Origin of the sequence: Psychromonas sp. Urea-02u-13, assembly GCF_002835995.1 — a bacterium.
Taxonomy (GTDB): domain Bacteria; phylum Pseudomonadota; class Gammaproteobacteria; order Enterobacterales; family Psychromonadaceae; genus Psychromonas.
This window is the reverse complement of record NZ_PJBZ01000058.1, coordinates 26,307-45,331: the sequence shown is the minus strand read 5'-3', so window position 1 is coordinate 45,331 and position 19,025 is coordinate 26,307. Positions and strand designations below refer to the sequence as shown.

The 19,025-nt window shown below is 41.2% G+C and carries 13 protein-coding genes; 5 read left to right on the top strand and 8 right to left on the bottom strand.

What is annotated here, in order from left to right:
* Nucleotides 1-440 precede the first annotated feature (440 nt).
* From cydC to CXF74_RS10280, 8 genes are all read right to left on the bottom strand, one after another.
* Complete coding sequence (gene cydC, locus CXF74_RS10315; protein ID WP_101082364.1) at nucleotides 441-2,267, bottom strand: heme ABC transporter ATP-binding protein/permease CydC; 1,827 nt, start codon at nucleotides 2,265-2,267, stop codon at nucleotides 441-443.
* On the bottom strand, nucleotides 2,264-4,096 hold the full coding sequence (cydD, locus tag CXF74_RS10310; protein WP_101082363.1) for a heme ABC transporter permease/ATP-binding protein CydD: 1,833 nt from the start codon (nucleotides 4,094-4,096) through the stop codon (nucleotides 2,264-2,266). Before cydD ends, cydC begins: the two co-directional genes overlap by 4 nt.
* A gap of 468 nt (nucleotides 4,097-4,564) precedes the next feature.
* Nucleotides 4,565-6,691: a TonB-dependent receptor family protein gene (locus CXF74_RS10305; RefSeq protein WP_101082362.1), complete on the bottom strand. Its 2,127-nt coding sequence runs from the start codon at nucleotides 6,689-6,691 to the stop codon at nucleotides 4,565-4,567.
* A 58-nt stretch (nucleotides 6,692-6,749) separates the two neighbouring features.
* Nucleotides 6,750-7,556, bottom strand: coding sequence for an HpcH/HpaI aldolase family protein (locus tag CXF74_RS10300; RefSeq protein WP_232772495.1), 807 nt, complete (start codon nucleotides 7,554-7,556; stop codon nucleotides 6,750-6,752).
* Nucleotides 7,557-7,761: 205 nt separating this feature from the next.
* Nucleotides 7,762-8,526: a Fe(3+) dicitrate ABC transporter ATP-binding protein FecE gene (gene fecE, locus CXF74_RS10295; RefSeq protein WP_101082361.1), complete on the bottom strand. Its 765-nt coding sequence runs from the start codon at nucleotides 8,524-8,526 to the stop codon at nucleotides 7,762-7,764.
* A gap of 11 nt (nucleotides 8,527-8,537) precedes the next feature.
* Nucleotides 8,538-9,512, bottom strand: a complete 975-nt coding sequence (locus CXF74_RS10290) for a FecCD family ABC transporter permease (RefSeq protein ID WP_101082360.1) — start codon at nucleotides 9,510-9,512, stop codon at nucleotides 8,538-8,540.
* Entirely contained in the window at nucleotides 9,509-10,567 is a 1,059-nt protein-coding gene (locus CXF74_RS10285) for a FecCD family ABC transporter permease (RefSeq protein WP_232772494.1), read from the bottom strand. The genes CXF74_RS10290 and CXF74_RS10285 overlap by 4 nt, the downstream gene beginning before the upstream one ends.
* Nucleotides 10,564-11,457, bottom strand: a complete 894-nt coding sequence (locus CXF74_RS10280) for a Fe(3+) dicitrate ABC transporter substrate-binding protein (RefSeq protein ID WP_101082359.1) — start codon at nucleotides 11,455-11,457, stop codon at nucleotides 10,564-10,566. Before CXF74_RS10280 ends, CXF74_RS10285 begins: the two co-directional genes overlap by 4 nt.
* A gap of 239 nt (nucleotides 11,458-11,696) precedes the next feature.
* On the opposite strand from CXF74_RS10280, the gene CXF74_RS10275 reads away from it, so the two are divergent.
* Genes CXF74_RS10275 through CXF74_RS10255 form a run of 5 tightly spaced genes read left to right on the top strand, consistent with a single transcriptional unit; the run spans nucleotide 11,697 to nucleotide 18,897 of the window.
* Nucleotides 11,697-12,884 carry an ATP-grasp domain-containing protein gene (locus CXF74_RS10275; RefSeq protein WP_101082358.1) on the top strand — a complete coding sequence of 396 codons (1,188 nt, stop codon included), beginning with the start codon at nucleotides 11,697-11,699 and terminating at the stop codon, nucleotides 12,882-12,884.
* Nucleotides 12,884-14,653, top strand: coding sequence for an IucA/IucC family protein (locus CXF74_RS10270; RefSeq protein WP_101082357.1), 1,770 nt, complete (start codon nucleotides 12,884-12,886; stop codon nucleotides 14,651-14,653). Before CXF74_RS10275 ends, CXF74_RS10270 begins: the two co-directional genes overlap by 1 nt.
* Nucleotides 14,650-15,861, top strand: coding sequence for an MFS transporter (locus tag CXF74_RS10265; RefSeq protein WP_101082356.1), 1,212 nt, complete (start codon nucleotides 14,650-14,652; stop codon nucleotides 15,859-15,861). Before CXF74_RS10270 ends, CXF74_RS10265 begins: the two co-directional genes overlap by 4 nt.
* The gene (locus CXF74_RS10260) at nucleotides 15,842-17,692 is read left to right on the top strand and encodes an IucA/IucC family protein (RefSeq protein ID WP_101082355.1); all 1,851 of its coding nucleotides are present in this window, start codon (nucleotides 15,842-15,844) and stop codon (nucleotides 17,690-17,692) included. Before CXF74_RS10265 ends, CXF74_RS10260 begins: the two co-directional genes overlap by 20 nt.
* Complete coding sequence (locus CXF74_RS10255) at nucleotides 17,692-18,897, top strand: type III PLP-dependent enzyme (RefSeq protein ID WP_101082354.1); 1,206 nt, start codon at nucleotides 17,692-17,694, stop codon at nucleotides 18,895-18,897. The genes CXF74_RS10260 and CXF74_RS10255 overlap by 1 nt, the downstream gene beginning before the upstream one ends.
* Nucleotides 18,898-19,025 lie beyond the last annotated feature (128 nt).

Sequence of the window (19,025 nt, the reverse complement as noted above, 5' to 3'; positions counted from 1 at the left end):
AACTACCTATATTTAGTGGTAAGCTTAGTGTCTGTGGGGTTCTTTGTTTTTTGTTCATTCTGAGATTTTAAATTTCATCATAATTTTCGCTATTTTTATTTTGTTTTTTTATCTTCGCCACAAAAACAAGAAAAGCAGTTGCATTACATAGATTACACTGTTCTTTTTTTTCTTTTAATATCATTGAGAATGATATTTTATTATTTTACCCTTAATTTCACCCTATATTTGCTAATAAGGGCGAATATTGACCATTATGGGCTATTTGCTACTTTTCATGGAGTGCATGAATAGTCACTTTCTTAATGTGGTGGTTTCCCCCCTTTTTAGCGTAAAATAAGGACCGATTAAGCTAAATAGCGGGTTATTCTAAGATTGTAAAATAGCCTTTGGGGGCTGTATTTAGCCCCTTTTAAAAATAATTAGGGCGAATAAACCCCTTAGTCACTTAATTTTTGATGCAAACTGGCGTAATAACTGTCTTCTTTTAATAAGGTTTGATGGGAACCACTGCAGCGTAGTTTGCCTGCTTCCATTAAATAGATATTATCCATTTGGCTCATCGCGGTTAATCGATGGCTGATCATCAAAACACTTTTATGTTGTGCAAACTCAAACAGAAGCGCCAATATTTCACGTTCGGTGCGTTTATCTAGTCCCTCAGTCGGTTCGTCTAATAACAAAATAGGCGCATCGTGTAATAACACGCGGGCAACACCAATACGGCGTTGTTCACCGCCTGATAATTGTCGTCCTCCTTCACCAATCCACGCATCTAATGGGTGATCACCTTGTGTGAGCGCGCCTAATCCTACTTTATGTAATACCGCGGTTAAGACAATATCGTTTTTATCTTGGGCTGCTTTTCGTTGTGCATCATTTTTAAAGTTAAGGGGGGAGTTTTGTTGCTGGGCTAATACCAAGTTACTTCTCAGTGTGCCGCTAAACAGATAAATACGTTGGCTCACTACTGAGATACCAGAGGTGAGGGCACTTTGGCTATATTGTTCAATGGCTAAATCGTCGACTAAAATCTGCCCTGAGTTTGCCTGCCATTCACGGGTGATTAACGATAATAAGGTTGATTTACCACAGCCTGTTTGACCTAATAATGCGACTTTTTCACCGGCTTTAATAGACAAGTTAATACCTGTGAGTATGGATTTATTCTCACCTTCAGTATCGTTTTTAGTGCAGTGGTTGGTATTTGCATCGGGATAACAAAAGTTAATGCCTTTAAATTCAATATTACCTTGTTCAATCAACGCCGTGCTTTGCTCATTAAAGGTAATGTCGGGTGTTTGTTGGAGCACATCATTAATACGTGTGGCCGCCGCGACACAAGAAGATAAATGCTGAAAAGCTCCGGCAATAGGTAATAGCATTTCAATACAAGCTAATACCATAAAGGCAATCATCGCGAGCATTGCGCCGGGAGGCTGATATTGACCAACACCGGATGCCGCAAGATATAGAATCAAAACAACCACTGCGCCATGGCAGAGAATGAGTAATGCTTGGCTAAAAGCCATCACATTTGCCATTGCACGCTGGCTGTCTAATAAATTGGCTTCTGCCTGTGAGAGTTTTTCACGAAAACGCTGCGTTGCCCCAAACAGTGAAATTTCTGCAATGCCTTGAATAAATTCTAAAACCTGTACGCGATAAATACGTTTGTTATGTAATTGTGAGACTCCAGGTTTTCGCCCTAAAAAGTAAAATAACCACGGTAAAACAAGCCACATAAGCAACAAACTGCCACATAAGATCAAGGCCAGTTGTGCATCTATCCAAGCGACAAAAAAGTACATCGCAAGCAACATTAAAAACGCGCTTAACATAGGGGTTAATAAACGCAGGTAGAGATGATCTAAGGTATCGATGTCAGCCACTAAACGATTTAATAAATCCCCTTGGCGTTGACCTTGCAAGTTGGACGCGCTCAGTGGTAAAAGCTTTCGCCATGTCCAAACACGCAATTGTGTGAGTAGTTTAAAGGTGGCTTCGTGGGTTGCTAAGCGTTCACCATAACGACTTGCCGTGCGCATGATCGACAGAAAACGCACACCGCCCCCGGGAGTGAAATAGTTAAAAGCTTGTGCAGTGACTAAGGTTAACCCTGCAACGGCCGTCGCCGATAAAAACCAGCCTGATAATGATAATAAGCCGATACCCGCCATTAAAGTGGTGGTGCTTAATAATAAACCCACACACATCATGAACCATTGTTGTTTAAATAACTTAATAAAAGGAAATAGCGCCTTCATAGGTTTAGCTCCTCTGAATTTGTTGGCCCTATTTCATCCTGTTGCATCTGCTTAAACAAACCAGACTGTAGATTTAAGGTATTAAAATCGCCCTGTTGCACAATCATGCCTTTATCGAGGACCAGTATTCTTTGCATTGATTGGAGTTGATCTAAACGATGGGTGACCATTAAACTCGCCGATGTTTTTGTTGCCTCACTGAGCGCGCTGAAGATCGCTTGCTCACTGTGCTGATCTAAACTGGCCGTGGGTTCATCTAACAAAAATAGTTGCGCATCTTGTGCCAGTGCACGAGCGAGGGCAATACGCTGTGCTTGACCGACAGAAAGGCCTGCCATTTGTTCTGCAATCGCATGATTTACGCCTTGATCTTGTTGTTCAACAAAGTCCCAAATAGCGGCTTTTTGTAAACAGGATTCCACTCTCTGGGCAGATATATTACTATCTCCCATAGTGACATTTTCAAAAATACTGCCATGGAACAGTTGTGGGTCTTGACCTAACCATGCGAGTTGTTGGCGCCACTGAGACTTATCTATTTGATTAAGCTCAACACCATTAATTAATAACGAACCTTGATAAGGTAAAAAACCTAACAGGGCATTTAATAAACTGGTTTTCCCGGAGCCACTTGGTCCAACTAATGCTAATTGCTCTCCTTTTTTAAGGCTAAAGCTCAGCGGCCCGACAAGTTTGATTCCATCGTGACTATAAACATTCAGTTGGCTTGCTTGTAGCGTAATGGGCGCTGTCCAATCTACCGCTTGAATACTGTTTTCCGCTGTATTGTTATTGCTAACATGGTCTGTGGTGTTTATTTGAGTAGGTGTTTCAACTTGATAATCAAGCAACGCTTTTAATTCTTCAGCTGCGCCTATTGCTAGTGCTTTTGCATGGTAATGAGTTCCCATGTCGCGCAGGGGCTGATAAAACTCAGGCGCTAACATTAAGATAAACAAACCGGTAAAGAGGCTAATGCCTTGGCCGTAATCACCAAAATTAAGGTGACCTAAAAAACTAAAACCAAAATAGATCGCTAACACCGCAATGGAAACGGCGCCAAAAAACTCTAAAACCGCAGAGCTTAAAAACGCTAAACGTAAAACAGACATAGTACGTTGACGAAATGATTCAGAAGCTGATTCTATTTCTCTGATTTCAGCTGCACTGCGATTAAACAGTTTTAAGGTTTTTAAACCTTTTAAGCGATCCATAAAATGGCCACTTAACTGTGCTAATGCGCTGAAGTTTTTACGGTTTGCATCGGCAGCGCCCATGCCCACTAAAATCATAAATAGTGGAATCAGTGGTGCCGTGGTTAAAAGAATCAGGCCGGCAGTCCAATTAAGCGAAAAGACCACGATCAAAATACACAGCGGGATAAAACCGGCTAATAACATTTGTGGTAAATAACGTGCGTAAAAATCCTGTAAGTCTTCAATTTGTTCCAACACGATGCTTGCCCAGCTACCTGCGGGTTTGCCTTTAATAAAGGCAGGCCCTAATTCGCTGAGTTTATCTAATACCGCTTTACGAATTTGTAGTCGTAAACGTTTACCCGCTTCAAAACTGCTTCGCTCACGGGCAAAGGCTAATAATGCACGAATAGGGATTAATACTAAGAGTAAAATAAAGTCATTCGTAAAGGCCGACTTGGGTAATTCGCTGATGATAATGCCATGCAGAATAGTCGACAGTAGGTAGGCTTGTAACATTAATGCAAAGCCAGTTAATAAACCAAATAACACCGTTAAATTAAGGAAGAAACCACAGGATGTCTTCTGCTCTTTTAGCCAGGTTGTTAGTTGTTTTTCTAAGGATTTATCCATTTGATTTCTATTGACCTTACTCAAAGACTTTAAAATAAAAATGTGATGCAAGCCAGTATCGCAGGCATTTCATATTAAATAAACCAACAAAAATAGAATTTTAGATTTAATTTTAGGCTGTGTTTTACTAAAAATAGTGGCAATAAAAGTAGGTGTTAATGTGTAACAAAAAACTAACATTTAGGAGGCGTAACGGCGCGGGATGATGTTTTATTTTTACGGCTTGTTAATGGCTTGTTAATGCTTTTCTGCAGTGTTTATAAGGCACGTAATAAAAGGGGGGATTGGTATTTGTTTTAAATAAATTAAATTTTGAGTGTTTTATCAAAGTAATCACTAAAAAGAGGAGGGTAATAACAATAGAAAAAGCGAGTGACTCACATAAAAATAATAGTGAATCACTTGCCTTTGTTATCGGTTTTTATTTTGTGGATCTATTTATAGTTCTATTTCTAGCTGTTTTTCTGCTTAGAAATCGTAACCTACATCAAGCGTAATAGAACGACCTGGTGCAGGCACACGTCCAGCCGGCGATACATCTAAACCACGGAAGTAGTGTTGGTTGTCTAGCAGGTTATTAATAGCCAATCCTACTTTTAAGCTTTGTGTATCACGCTTATAAACTTCTGACGACAAACTTAAGTTAAGCACAGTGTAAGCCGGTAATTCACCCGCTGTGCCTGATTCATTTTCTTCAACAGAGTTCGCTAAATCGGCATAAGACTTACTGTAGTAGTAACCCGATAGGCCAGCATCAACGCCGTTTAGGTTGTAAAATACACTGGCCGATACTTGGTGTTTAGACGCATAAGGTAATTCGTTACCCGCGAATACGCCATCTAGTTGCTCTGTATCTAAGTAGTTATAAGCCGCGCGTAAGGTAAGTAACTCAGTGGGTGCAAACGAACTTTCAAGTTCAACACCTTGGTTGCGTGTTTCACCGATATTAATGAACTGGCTAATGTCTTTGCTGTATTGGATTTTGTTTTCAAAATCAATACGGTACAAAGCGACATTGACCATAGTGTCATCACTTGGTGTGATACGTAAACCCGCTTCATAGTTCCATGATAATTCAGAATCTAAGGTTTGATCCTGTGGCCATAGTTGACTAATTTGTGGCGTTCTTAAGGATTTTTGTGCATTTGCGTAAGAGAAGAGCACATCTGAGAATTCATAACCTAATGTTAATCCAGGTAATATTTCTTGAACGTGGTTTTCTTGTGCATAGGATTGTCCAATGTTAGAGAATTCCATGCGCACATCTTCGTAACGTAATCCTGGTGTCACTGTTAATCGCTCATTCATGAAACCCAGTTTATTACTTACGTAATAAGCCATTGCATTGGTGTCCATGTGCCAATCACGTGGTGAAGTGGTTTCCTGTGTGACGTTATCTGTTTGGTTGAGTTTGTAGTTAATGTCTTCGTTGACGTAACGTACACCGACCACCCAATCTTGGCTTACCGTGCCATCGATATAAAAGTTTGCTCTTGGCTCGATGCCATAAACTTTAAATTCACGTGGCGAAGTACGTAAATCTGTTGCTTCTTGTGTGGTATCACCCCAGTGTGAACCTAAGTTGCCATCGGTATCTTTGCCTTTGTTGTAAAAGTCCCACTGAAAATTACGCTTACTTTGATGGCCAAATGCGGTGATATCAAAACCAGCTGAATCGATGAAACCTAACTTATATAAATTGTGGCTATATTTTAATGAAACACGGGTGGTATCGGCAGCAAACTCATCGTTAGGACGCAATGATTGTGTTCTATCTTGCTCATAAGCTTCGCTATCTAATGCGCCGGGTAATTGCGTTTCTGCATCATAATACTGCACAACGGCTTCTAATTTCTGTGCTTTATTCATCTGCCACGCTGTTTGTAACATCCAGTTTTGTACGTCGGTGTCAGAATGATCACGAAATGATTCACCGGTTAAAAAGTTAGCGCTTAAACGTGCTGAGAAAAATTCATTAAATGCGCCGCCTGTGCTCAGGTAAGTATCAGACAAGAACTTATCATCACCAAATGAAGTGAGACGTTCTCTCACGCTTGTTTGCCATTGTTCAGGGATAGGCTTAGATACTAAGTTAATAACACCGCCAACATTATTAGGTCCGTATTGCACGGCTGCGCCACCACGAATAACATCAATACGGTCAATCATACCAAGTGTTGCTGGGAATAATGATTGTCCGGTATGTCCGTAAGGCGCCAGTGTCATTGGCACACCATCTAATAGAAACTGTGTGTAACCACTACGGCTGCCGTTTAGACCACGAACAGAAACGTTAGGTAAAACACCGGTGCCTGTTTCATCAGCAATCTTAATGCCTGGTACTTGTTGCAGTGCGCTATCAATTGAGCGCGCGCCAGTTTTAGTTAATACTTCCGAAGTCAGTACAGTACGATTACCTTCGTATTTCTTGACCTCTTCAAGCTCAGAATTACCTAATACACCTGCAGTAATCACTAATCTTTCGACATTATCGTTGTCATCTGCTTCTTGTGCGAAGGCATAACTTGATGAGATAGCGGTTAATACTGCAATGGATAATACTTTTACTTTGAAGTTAAAGGGCTTGCTTGTCATGATGTTACTTTCCTTAGTTTTAAAAAATTAGCTTAAAAAATTAGTTTTGAAGATTTTGTTATTGATTTTTTAATTGTTGTAGATGCTGTTTTAGTGCCTTAAACATCAGTCCTCTGTCTTCCCCTGCTAAAAAGGTGGTTACCCCTTTTGCTCGCCATTGTTGTAACTGCCCAGGTAAACGAGGGATGGCACAAAACTTAACGTTTGACTGTGCGCAATGGTGGGCCATCGTAGAAATGGCTTGCTGTACTTCAATGTGGTTGAAATCAGTGCCGTGACCCATCGATAAACTCAGGTCTAACGCGCCCTCTAAAATCATATCGATATGACCCAATTTAAGAATCTCGGGTAAGGACTGAACGCCTTCTTCATCTTCAATCATTAAGGTCAACATCACTTGTTGATTCGCTTGCTGTATATATTCAGATAACGGGATAGTGCCAAAACCGGTATTTTTACCGCCAGTGATGCCACGCTTGCCTATCGGGGGATAGAAGCAGGATTGAATGGCTGTTTGCGCTTCTTTTAAACTACTAACTCGGGAAATAACAATGCCTTGTGCACCCGCATCAAGCGCACGGGTAATGGCAATAGGGCAGGGGCTAGGAACACGTACAAACACGCTAAGGTCAACACTTTCAGCAGCGCGTATTGCGTGCTCTAATATGTCTGGAGAAAACAATAAATGCTCGGTATCAATAATGACAAAGTCATAACCTGCAAAGGCAAACATCTCTGTGATGATCGCTGATGGCACCGAATTTAAGATGCCAAAGATCTCTTCGTTGGCCATTAACTTACTTTTCACTTTATTGCTTTTTAACATTGTTTGTACGAATTGCGGGATTTCCGTAATGATAATCATTACCAATTTTATTGCAAGTGTTTTTGAGAGTTTGTTGGTATTTATTATCATTTAGCATCTGCAGGAGGCAGATGCGACAAGCGTGTTTTTAGCGTGTGAGGGTGATATGAGCGAAGCAATTAGTTTTTAATCAGTCCTTGAGGCACCTTTAATTAAAGTGCTGATTAAAGGTACTGATTAAATCGTGGTTCATTATCAATTCATTTTATAGCGCAATACACATGGGTTTATTAGCGACAGGGTCGTTCATAATGAGTGCGTCGAGGTTGAACACTTCCTTTAATAAGGCATCATTAAAAATTTCTTGAGGGCTATCTTGGGCGATTATTTTGCCTTTTTTCATAACGATTAAATGATCGCAATAACGACTCGCTTGATTAAGATCGTGTAATACCACCACGATAGTTTTACCTTGACGATTCATCGTGCGCATCATCTCCATGAGATCCACTTGATGGGTTAAATCTAAGTAAGTGGTGGGTTCATCAAGCAATACATATTCGGTATCCTGCGCCAATATCATGGCTATCCAAGCGCGTTGACGTTGTCCGCCAGAGAGTGAACTAAGGGCGGTATTAGCAAAATCTTGTAACTCAGTTTCCTGCAGTGCCAATTGCACTTTGTGGTGATCTTGCTCAGATAACTTACCCCAATGTGACAGGTAAGGATTACGGCCAAAATTAACCAATTGTTGTACTGTGATACCTTCCGGTGTGATTGGTGATTGCGCCAAAATAGACAAACGTTGTGCGCGTTTTTTATGGTTTAACTGACTTAAATCTTGATCAACCAGACTCACTGTTCCTGTCGAAGGCGTTAAGCTGCCTGAAATTGACTTTAACAAAGTGGATTTTCCACAGCCATTAGGGCCGATCAGTGCCGTTATTTTACCCTTTGGAATAGTGACATTGAGGTTTTCTAATATGCGTTTTTTCCCGTAACCCACTGTTAAGTTTTCAACGTTAATCATGACTCATCACCTTACCAACCTTTATATCTATGCAGTAAAAAAACAAAATAGGGCGCGCCTAAAATCGCGGTTAATACACCTGCCGGTAGCTCTAATGGAGGTGCTAAGTTTCGTGCGAGTGTATCGGCGCTTAAGACTAATAAGGCGCCAATTAATGCGGCCACTGGGAGCATTAATTTATGCTGTGAACCGACCAGTAAACGCGCTAAATGTGGCGCTAATAAACCCACAAAACCAATGGTGCCACAAACTGCAACACTCACGCTGGCGAGCGCTACGGCGCTTAACAACGCCATTATTTGCAAGCGTTTTGTATCAACACCTAATGCACTCGCGGTTTCATCCCCTAGGGCAAATAAGTCTAAACGCCAAGCAAGGTAATAAGAGAAGGGCACTAGTGTCAGTAACCAGGGTAATAGAGGCCAGATATAATCCCAATTACGCCCCCATAAACTGCCGGTTAACCAAATCATGGCGCTATTGACTTCAATCGGATAAAGCACCAATAAAAAATTAATACAGCTTGATAAAAAAGCGCTGATGGCAATGCCTAGCAAGGCTAAACGCGCGGGGCTAGGTTGATGGCGACTGTTTAACCAGTAAATTAAAAAGGCTGCGGTAAAACCGCCAAGTAAGGCAATAACCGGTAACCATGCGGGGTTAATATCAGGCTGCGTGAGTAATACGGTACAGGCCGCTAATCCTGCGCCACCACTGATGCCCATTAAATCGGGAGAGGCCAGTGGGTTACGAATAATAGCCTGTGTTAATACACCTGAAATGGCGAGGCCCATGCCCACTAAAATAGCGATAAACAAACGCGGTAGGCGATAATGATTAACGATAAAGTCTTGATCGCCCGCGTAAAATAGGGTGCTAACCACAGTGTTCACCGAAAGATGATGGGCGCCATTAAGCAGGCTATAAACAGCCAATATCACTAATAATAAACCGCCACCTGATAATGATTTTTGAAAGCGTGTCATTGCTTTTCTTCCTTAAGCACTAAATAGATAAAAAACGGGGTGCCGATTAATGCGGTAATAATGCCAACCGGTGTTTCTGCTGGTGGCACAATAAATCGTGATAATAAATCTGCCCAGCAAACAAGGGCTGCACCTAATAATCCACTGGCGGGGATCAACATATAATGATTATTGCCAAACAGAGATCGTGCGAGATGTGGGGCAATTAAACCCACAAACACAATAGGGCCGGCAATGGTCACAGAGATAGCGGTGAGCAACAAAACTGCGAGGCAAACGCGTATGCGTAATGCGTTTACATTCATGCCTAAGCTACTTGCGGTTTGTTCGCCAAGTGCATTTAAATTGAGACCCCGAGAGGTTGAGAGTGCAATTAATAGGGCCACTAAACTGACTGGCCAGAGTTGTAACCAATTTTGCCAATCGGCTTCACTGAGTGATCCTGATAACCAATGTAAAAGGGTATGTGCTTTGTCGTCGGAGATAATTAAGGCTGCGCGGGTTAACGAGGTTAATAGCGCGTTAATAGCAATGCCGGCAAGAATCAAACGCAGAGGATTATGATGACTACTTAACCCTCCGCCTAAAAAAAATACTAAAAACCCGCCTAAAGCAGCCCCAATAAAGGTAACCACTTCGATGGGAAAGGCACTGATGAAAGCCACGCCTATACTGCTCAGTGCCATTAAACAGGCTGCCCCAGAGTTAATCGCAAACAGTGTCGGTGAGGCGAGTGGGTTACGTGTTAAACCCTGCATTAAAACACCCGCAACGCCGAGATTTAATCCAATTAAACAAGCAATTAAACTGCGTGGCATACGTAATGACAAAATAACTTGCTGTTTAATACTGCCGCTATCGGGCGATATCAATGCTTGCCAGGCATCATTTAGCGTCAGTGAAAACTCTGATTGGCCAACTAACGACAGGGTAAAACCCAATAATAACATCATATAAAGCACGATGACTTTGGCACTGCTTAATGAGGTTAATGACTTTATTAATGTGAGTAATAAGGAATCTGGAGCGTTTAATGTTTGTTGAATGGTTTTCATTTTTTGACGGCTTGAGTAAGTTGCTCTGCTATTTGCTCGGCTGCTAATAACCCACTGGCTAATGACCATACATTTGCGGATACCGAGACGACTTGTTGTGATTTACTGATAGTGAGCATTTTCCATAAAGGGCTCTTTTGCCATTTGTCTAATACACTGTGATCAGAATATTGTCCGACAAATAACCAATCTGGATTCAGGCTTAACAGTTGTTCAAAACTGCTTTGTAAATAGACTTGTTTATTACTGCTTGGTAATGGACTAGTTAATGCCAACTCCTCAATCACACTGCCCGCGTAAGAGTAAGGGCTATGTAACCACATCCCTTTTTCACTGGTCACGGCAAACTGGAACGAGCCTTTATTGGATAACTTGTTTTTGAAGTCCAACATACGCTTTTTATGCTCGATAAGGCGCTTTTCAACACGCGACTGTTTATCTACGGCTAATGCTATTTTTTCAATAATAAGCAGGTTTTCTTGATAAGTAACACCGCGGCTTTTAAGCATTAACGTAGGGGCAATGCGCGTTAAATCTTGATAGATAGAATGGTGACGACCGCTATCGGCAATAATCAGATCCGGTTTAAGGGCTGCAATCGCCTCTAAACTAGGTTGGTAACGTGACCCAACTGACTGCCAATCCTCAATGTTATCTCTCACTCGTTTAATGACTCGATTCTTATCTCCATCATCGGCAATACCCACGGGGGAAACGCCCGCAATCGCTAATGCATCAACAAAAGAAAAAGCTAATACCACCACTCTTTGTGGCGTTGAATCAAACTCAATAGAGCCAGCATCATGATCAATTTTCAGCGCAAAGGATTGGCTAGAAAACAAAGAAAAACTAAACAGAAAGAGAAGCTTATAAATAACAGAGAAACGCATAGTGGTTAAAGAGCCAAGTGATTTAAAACGTAATGATAATTGATCTCATAAAGTTATTCATTAGTTTTTTTATTTTTATCAACGGGCTAATCATTATTTAAAAACAAATTTAATCTTGACTTTGACTTTAATGTTAATGATAATCATTATCATTGTGTTGGTGGGATGAGTATCACAAAGGTGATACTTTGTTGAACTGGTTTTTTGATAACAAGTCTGTCTTTATAAAAGGAATAATGATGAAACCGATAATGGTCATAATTACGCATGTACAAAACAGGGCGGTAACCGAAGGTTTTATACCTGCAGCATTAAAGCTCGGGTACCAAGTAGTGTTGTTAACCGATCATGGGTTAGATCATAAACATTACTTTTCATTGGTCTGTAATGGGCCGGATCAAATAATAGAGTGTGATGTGTTTAATCCGTTAGCCATCATTGATTTGCTCGATGGACACAATATTAAACCGCAGGTTGTTTTCTCAAACAGTGATCATTTGCAAACATCAAACGCGCTGGTTGCCGACTACTTTTCTTGCCCAGGTAAAAATTGGAAAACCTGTTATCAGGCCAAAAACAAAGCCCAAATGCGTCAAACCTTAACCACGTTAGGTATCGAGAATGTTTGCTCTCAGACCTTGTTTGCCAGTGACCCTTTACCAGAAAATTTAACTTATCCCATTATTGCAAAACCACGTGAAGGTGTTTCTAGTCTTGATGTGGCTTTGTGTGAAAATGAAGCTGCACTGATTGCTTATAAAGACAGATTCAAGAAAAAAAGTATGCCTATTTTACTGGAGTCATACCTTGAAGGGCCATTGTTTACCTTAGAAACCCTAGGTGATGGTGAAAACATTGCTGTGATTGGCGGTTTTGATGTGCAGTTATCGCCCTTGCCTCACTTTATTGAATTAAGTGCTATTTGGAACGGTGAAAACAGCGCCTTGTTTGCCGCTCAAGCATTACAACAAGTCAAAGCCTTTGGCGCTAATTTTGGTGTTTGCCACAGTGAGTTTATTGTTACGGCTAATGGCCCTGTGTTAGTAGAAATAAATTATCGCAGTATTGGTGATGGCAGAGAGTTTTTACTCAATGATTTATTAACCTTTAACTGGTTTGAAAAAATCCTACAACTGCATGCCGGTGAAATATTAGGTGTGCTTAATAATGACTCTGAATGTGCTGTTATCGAATATTTCCCCGCTTATCAAAGTGGTTTATTAAAGAAAAATCAATCAGCCTTCACTAAGCAGTTAGGTGCGACCAATATTAACTACCAGCCTTTAAAAGAAAAAAATCAATACATTACCCTGAGCAATTCCAATAAAGACTATTTGGGGTTATTAACCGCAACAGGGCCGACCTTAAAAGAGATCAAACAAAAAACGGCTTCAATTATTAATGAGCTTATTTGGGAGGTGAACTAATGGCGATGGATAATGCTTATATTAGTCAGCGTATTATTAATACCTGTATACGAGAAAATGTCTGTGAAATTATTTCTCAAGGCTCGGTGATTGATGCTGACTCATTAACGGTCGGTAAACAGTGGCCCCATGAAATGCCAACACATTGGCTTAAAATTAGTCACTTAGATAACGATATTTTTTATGTCGCTATTGCTGAAAGTCATTATATGCAAAGTTGGCAAGCGCCTTATAGTGGATGGTTAAGAGAAACCCAACACAGTGTGGTGTATGAACATGGTTTTAAAGATTGGTTAAACGTGTTGGCCAATAATCTCGAGGAAGAAGATAAACAGTTCTTTTATCATTATATTACTGAAGCTGAATGTGCTGTTGAACATAGAAAACTCGCGCAGATTGCTTATAAAAATCGTTTGCCACAAGTGAAGAGACCGTTAGCGGATTTAACCACTTGGCATGAACAGTTATTATTTTCAGATCAAGTGGCCTCTTATCTGGATCACCCTTATTACCCAACTGCGCGTGCTAAATCGGGCTTTGATCTCGAGGCTTTAAAATCCTACGCGCCAGAGTTTAGTCGTCCTTTTGCTTTAAATTGGGTCGCGATAGACAAACAACTTGTCACTCTAACCAGTGAAACGCCTGACTGCTGGCCTGAGTTTTATGAAGTGGGATTAAACAGTTCTCTGCAAAAAACGCATCAACTGTTCCCTGTTCATCCATTAACTTGCCCAACATTGGACTTTACGCTTGCAGGTATTGTATTAGCGCCACTTAAAGCATTAGAAGTGACTGCAACACTGTCTGTGCGTACGGTCGTTGTGCTGAGCAGTCCTGAAATTCATATTAAATTACCACTTATTATGGCAACACTGGGGGCACGTAATGTACGTCTGATAAAACCGAGCACGTTATACGATGGTGATTGTTTTGAGCAGATATTAACGGATTTAGCGAAACACGATCCTAAGCTTTATGGTTTGTATGATCATTGTGATGAGCAACATGGCGGACACATGGGGGAAAGCAGAGAGCTGGCTTATATTGTGCGTAAATACCCGCAATCGATGCATGATAAACACCTCGTACCTGTGGCTGCATTTGGCAGTGAGATGCCCGATGGACGCATTTATTTAGCGCATTTGATTGACCATTTTTATGCGGGTGATGTGCAGGTTTGGTTGGATCAATATTTAACATTATTACTCAGTGTGCACCTACGATTATGGCTTAAATACGGTATTGCATTAGAGTCTAATCAGCAAAATGCGGTGATTGCTTTTTCTCATCAACAGCCACTCACGTTGATCATGAAAGACAACGATTCAGCACGGTTGTTGGCCGAACGTTACATTAATAATGCGCTAGGGCAGCATGCTCAGCCCAAAACGGAGCAATTAATTGACCCGCGTATCTTAGTGGATAATGAGCAAGCGTTGGCAGACATGTTTACCACTATTACTTTACAGCTTGATATCGCGGCAATTTTTGAAGCGATGGCAAGTTATTACATGATGTCCATTGAACAGCTCTATAAACAATTACGCGAGACATTACAGCATCAGTTGAATCTGCTTGATGAAGAGGGTATTGCAACACAGTTCGCGCGTGATTATTTATTAGCCGCAGAATTCCAGCCCGCTAAATATTTATTGAGTTCTGGTAGTTTGTTAAGCAAGCGTGTTTCGGGTGCTGCTGATATTAATAAGTTTTATGGTCGCAGTGTGCCTAATTTCTTACACGCAGACTTTCAGGTGAAATCAGCATGATGCCAGTTATTTATGCGGTATTGATATGTCATTTTTTGACCGCCTTTACCGCACTGGGTATGCCGTTATTTATGCCGCGTATGTTAGCGAGTTTAATGGAAGGGGATCCTGAATACCTCACGGGTATTATGTTTATTGTACCTGTGTTGTGTGCAGCCTTGACGGCGACATGGTGGGGGCGATTTGCCGATAAGTTTGGTAAAAAACAGTCTTTATTACGTGCGCAACTTGGCTTGATTGTTGGATTTTTACTCTCGGGTTTTGCCGATACATTATGGCTATTTTGTTTAGGCTTAATTGTGCAGGGCCTTTGTGGTGGTACGTTAGCTGCTTCGAATGCTTATTTAAGCAGCAAGTTTAAAGGCGCATCGTTAGCAAAAAGCTTAAACATGACACAGTTGTCAGCACGGCTCGCATTAGTGAGTGCGCCGGTGGTATTGGGGGCATTCACACAAATTGAATCTCCCCTCGATATTTACCGTTATTTGGCGATATTGCCCTGTATTGCTTTTGTGGTGTGTTTGTTTTTAGAAAAAGATGAACTGAGCACAAAGGCAAAAAAATCACCGCTATCATCGCTGCTATCAACAACAGCATCACCAACAACTGCATCATCAGCATCATCAACAGCTGACAGAACAGAGAAAAAGGAGATGTCACAGGTACTGCTATTACAGTTCTTATTCTGTTTTTCGATGGTTGTCACTTTCCCTTATTTCTTACCTTATGTGCAAACATTAGCGACCAGTAGCGACAGCGTGGTGGGCTTTTATTACAGCTTGCCTCACCTTGTTTATATTTTACTGGCGACCAGCGTTGGCAAGCTAACACTGAATGCTCACAAACAAACCCTGATCGGATTACTCATTCTTGGAGTGTCCTGTTTTGGGCAATTTTTACTGAGCAGTAGTGATGGTTTAGTGATTTACCGACTGTTATTTGGTTTGGGTATGTTGCTTAGTTATAGCGGTCTGCATCTTATGTTAAGTGAACGCTTACAACACAATAAAGCGGGATTGAGCTTTGGTCGTTTCGATGCATGGGGAAAATGGGGAGGTGTGTTAGCTGGATTAAGCGCCGGTTATATCAGCCAACAGTTCTCATTACATTGGCCTTTTTTATTAGCCAGCATCGCGTGCCTGCTAGCGGTTATCGTTTTAGTTTTTTATAGAAAGGAGTCATTTAAACATGTCTACCCAACTGCATGATATCAACACATCAACGTCCAACAAATACAAAAATGAAGTAAACCAACGCCTATCTGAAATGAATGCGGTGATGTGTTTATTAAATTGTTACATCCGCGAATATGCGCTTGGTAAAGGAGAGGTAATACTCGACGATCATCAAGCCGATGCACCGGCTTTATTTAAAATGACATCAAATGATTTTAATAAAGCTGATAATTTTAATAACGCTAATGAACATCGACGTATTCGTTTACAGTTTCCTGAATCAAATGCGGTCATTTTGATTAAAGCGGATCAAGTGAGTTTATTAGGGCGAGTTCGTTTTGTTAATCAAGCTTATTTAAAGCACCAAGGTTTAGCATGGCACCCGATTGATGCCAGCACATTAGCGCGTTTAATTGTTGAACATCTTGCTTTGGTCATGGCGACGGACGTTAATACTGAGTTGTTAGAACAAATTCAAAATAGCATCAATATTACCCGTTTATTTATTGAAAATGGCAACCACGCAGATGAAGCGACGGGTTACTCAAGCTTGATTAAATCGGAACAAAGCCTGCTCTGGGGCCATGCAATGCACCCTGCACCTAAGAGCCGTGATGGGGTGACTTTTGATCAACTGATTAGCTGTTCGCCTGAAGTACAGGCTCAATTCCCACTGTATTGGTTTAAAATCGCGCCACAATTTCTTAAACAAATGAGCTGTGATGAATTTCCGCCGGCGGATTTAATCGGGCAAGTTAATCCCACCGATGAGTTGCTTTACCCCTGTCACCCGTGGGAAGTGGAAACGATTCTAAAACAACCTTTGGTTAAAAAAGCCATTAAAGCGGGATTGATTTTTGGCGTTGGCACCTTAGGTAAAAATGTCTTCCCAACCTCATCAGTACGTACGGTTTATTGTGAAAAAACCAATAGTTTTATGAAGTTCTCCATTCATGTGCGTTTAACCAATTGTGTGCGTAAAAATGCTTGGTATGAGTTAGAAAGTGCCGTGCAACTGAGTAAATTAATCAAGCCACATACACAGCAGGCGAAAGAACATTGCCCTAAATTTTCGGTGATGCAAGAGCCGGCAGCTAGCACATTAGATTTGTCATCAATCGCTTCGCCAGATGAACAAGATAATATTAAAGAGGTGATTGAATGTTTTGGCATCTTGTATCGAGATGGCATTAGTCATGAACTGCAACAGCAGTATCAACCAGAGATGGCGGGGGCATTATTTGCTTGGGATAAAAAAGGTGACAGCATTTGTGTAAAACGCATCGAGGTATTAGCCACGCAAAAAAAACTGGATTATGACGCATTAGCAAGTCAATGGTTTGAAGCCTATTTGGATGCCTTGTTACCCGGTGTTTTCCATTATTTCTTCGACCTTGGTATTGCCTTTGAACCGCATTTACAAAATACCGTAGTGGGTTTTGAAAATGGTTTACCGGCGCATATTTGGTTGCGAGATTTAGAGGGCACCAAACTGATGCAATCACATTGGCCTGAGCAATCGCTTACAGAGATGTCTGAGCGTGCGCGCAGTTCTGTTTATTACACTCGCGAGTTAGGTTGGAACCGTATTGCTTATTGCACATTAATTAATAATGTCAGCGAAGCGATTTTCCATCTGGCTAATGGTCATCGCGCATTAGAGTCAACACTGTGGTTAGTGCTCGCTGAAGCTGTTAAAAATTGGCAGATAAAAGAAGAGGCGCAACCAGAGTTACAAGGTTTCCTACGCGGCGAGGCTATTCCGAGTAAAAACAACTTAACCACTCGTTTATTAAAACATGCCGATAGTTTGTCGAGTTATACAAATTTACCGAATCCACTTTTACAGCTGTTGGAAAAATAATGAGCACTCAAATAAACAAAACTATTATTGCCTTAAAAGAAACACAAGCACCAGAAACACCACTCTGTGCATATATTTATGACTTAGCCGCGTTAACGCGACATGCCACAGAGATGATGCAGGTATTACCAAAAAACTGTGAACTCTATTATGCGTCCAAAGCCAATCCTGAAGAGCAGATCTTAAATGCTTTAGCGCCTATTGTTGATGGTTTTGAAGCTGCATCGGGTGGTGAACTTGCTTGGTTACATCAATGTCAGCCACAGGTGCCTTTAATCTTTGGTGGGCCGGGGAAACTGGTCAGCGAATTAGAGCAGGCAATCGAATTAGGCGTTGAAGCGATTCATGTGGAAAGCTTAACTGAGCTAAATCGCATCGCTGAAATTTGTCAGCAAAAAGAGAAAAATTGCCAAATATTATTACGCATGAATATCTCTTTGCAGGGATTACCTGCAACAAAACTGACGATGGGAGGCAAACCCACACCCTTTGGATTAAGTGAAAATGAGTTAGCGGATGCGTTAGCGATGGTAAAGGCTTCAAGCCATATTAAGTTGCTTGGTTTTCACTTTCATTTAATGTCGCATCAACTGGATAGGCAGGTTCATTTAGCGCTGATGAAACTCTATTTCAATACCTTTATTACGTGGAAAAAACGCTATGCGTTAGATGTTAATTTACTCAATGTCGGCGGCGGGATAGGCATTGATTATGCGAACCCTGAGCAACGTTTTGATTGGCGATTATTTTGCCAAGAGCTTGATGTGTTGATTGAAGAATCACAACTCAGCGCCGTTAAAATTCGTTTTGAATGTGGCCGTTATGTGACTGCTGATTGTGGGTTTTACGTGATGCAGGTATTAGATATAAAACATAATCATGGACAGTATTTTGCAGTAGGCCACGGCGGCACACACCACTTTAGAACGCCGGCAGCGCAAAACCATGATCATCCCTTTTTTATTGTGAATGGTGAGCCTGAAAAAGAGATAGAAGGGGGTTTTTCTTCCATCAAAATTAATCAGGAAGCGGTTACCTTAGTGGGGCAGTTATGTACGCCTAAAGATGTATTAGCAACCCAGCAGTATGTTGAAAAACTGCAAATAGGCGATTATCTTGTTTTCACTCAGGCGGGGGCTTACGCGTGGAATATTTCACATCAGAACTTTTTAATGCACGCGCCACCTCGCGTACAATTTATCTGATCCATAAAGCTAATGTATAAAGGCACTGCCATCAGATTGATGAAGGGTAGTGCCTATTTTAAGTCACGACTTCCACCTGATTCTGTCATCAGCCGCGAAATGCGTTTATAAGCACAGCACAAACGCGT

Coding starts and splice junctions, on each gene's coding strand:
- CXF74_RS10290 (WP_101082360.1), bottom strand. CDS start 9,512: ATGACACGCTTTCAAAAATCATTATCAGGTGGCGGTTTATTATTAGTG.
- cydD (WP_101082363.1), bottom strand. CDS start 4,096: ATGGATAAATCCTTAGAAAAACAACTAACAACCTGGCTAAAAGAGCAG.
- CXF74_RS10260 (WP_101082355.1), top strand. CDS start 15,842: ATGTCTACCCAACTGCATGATATCAACACATCAACGTCCAACAAATAC.
- fecE (WP_101082361.1), bottom strand. CDS start 8,526: ATGATTAACGTTGAAAACTTAACAGTGGGTTACGGGAAAAAACGCATA.
- CXF74_RS10285 (WP_232772494.1), bottom strand. CDS start 10,567: ATGAAAACCATTCAACAAACATTAAACGCTCCAGATTCCTTATTACTC.
- CXF74_RS10270 (WP_101082357.1), top strand. CDS start 12,884: ATGGCGATGGATAATGCTTATATTAGTCAGCGTATTATTAATACCTGT.
- CXF74_RS10280 (WP_101082359.1), bottom strand. CDS start 11,457: ATGCGTTTCTCTGTTATTTATAAGCTTCTCTTTCTGTTTAGTTTTTCT.
- cydC (WP_101082364.1), bottom strand. CDS start 2,267: ATGAAGGCGCTATTTCCTTTTATTAAGTTATTTAAACAACAATGGTTC.
- CXF74_RS10305 (WP_101082362.1), bottom strand. CDS start 6,691: ATGACAAGCAAGCCCTTTAACTTCAAAGTAAAAGTATTATCCATTGCA.
- CXF74_RS10300 (WP_232772495.1), bottom strand. CDS start 7,556: ATGATTATCATTACGGAAATCCCGCAATTCGTACAAACAATGTTAAAA.
- CXF74_RS10275 (WP_101082358.1), top strand. CDS start 11,697: ATGAAACCGATAATGGTCATAATTACGCATGTACAAAACAGGGCGGTA.
- CXF74_RS10255 (WP_101082354.1), top strand. CDS start 17,692: ATGAGCACTCAAATAAACAAAACTATTATTGCCTTAAAAGAAACACAA.
- CXF74_RS10265 (WP_101082356.1), top strand. CDS start 14,650: ATGATGCCAGTTATTTATGCGGTATTGATATGTCATTTTTTGACCGCC.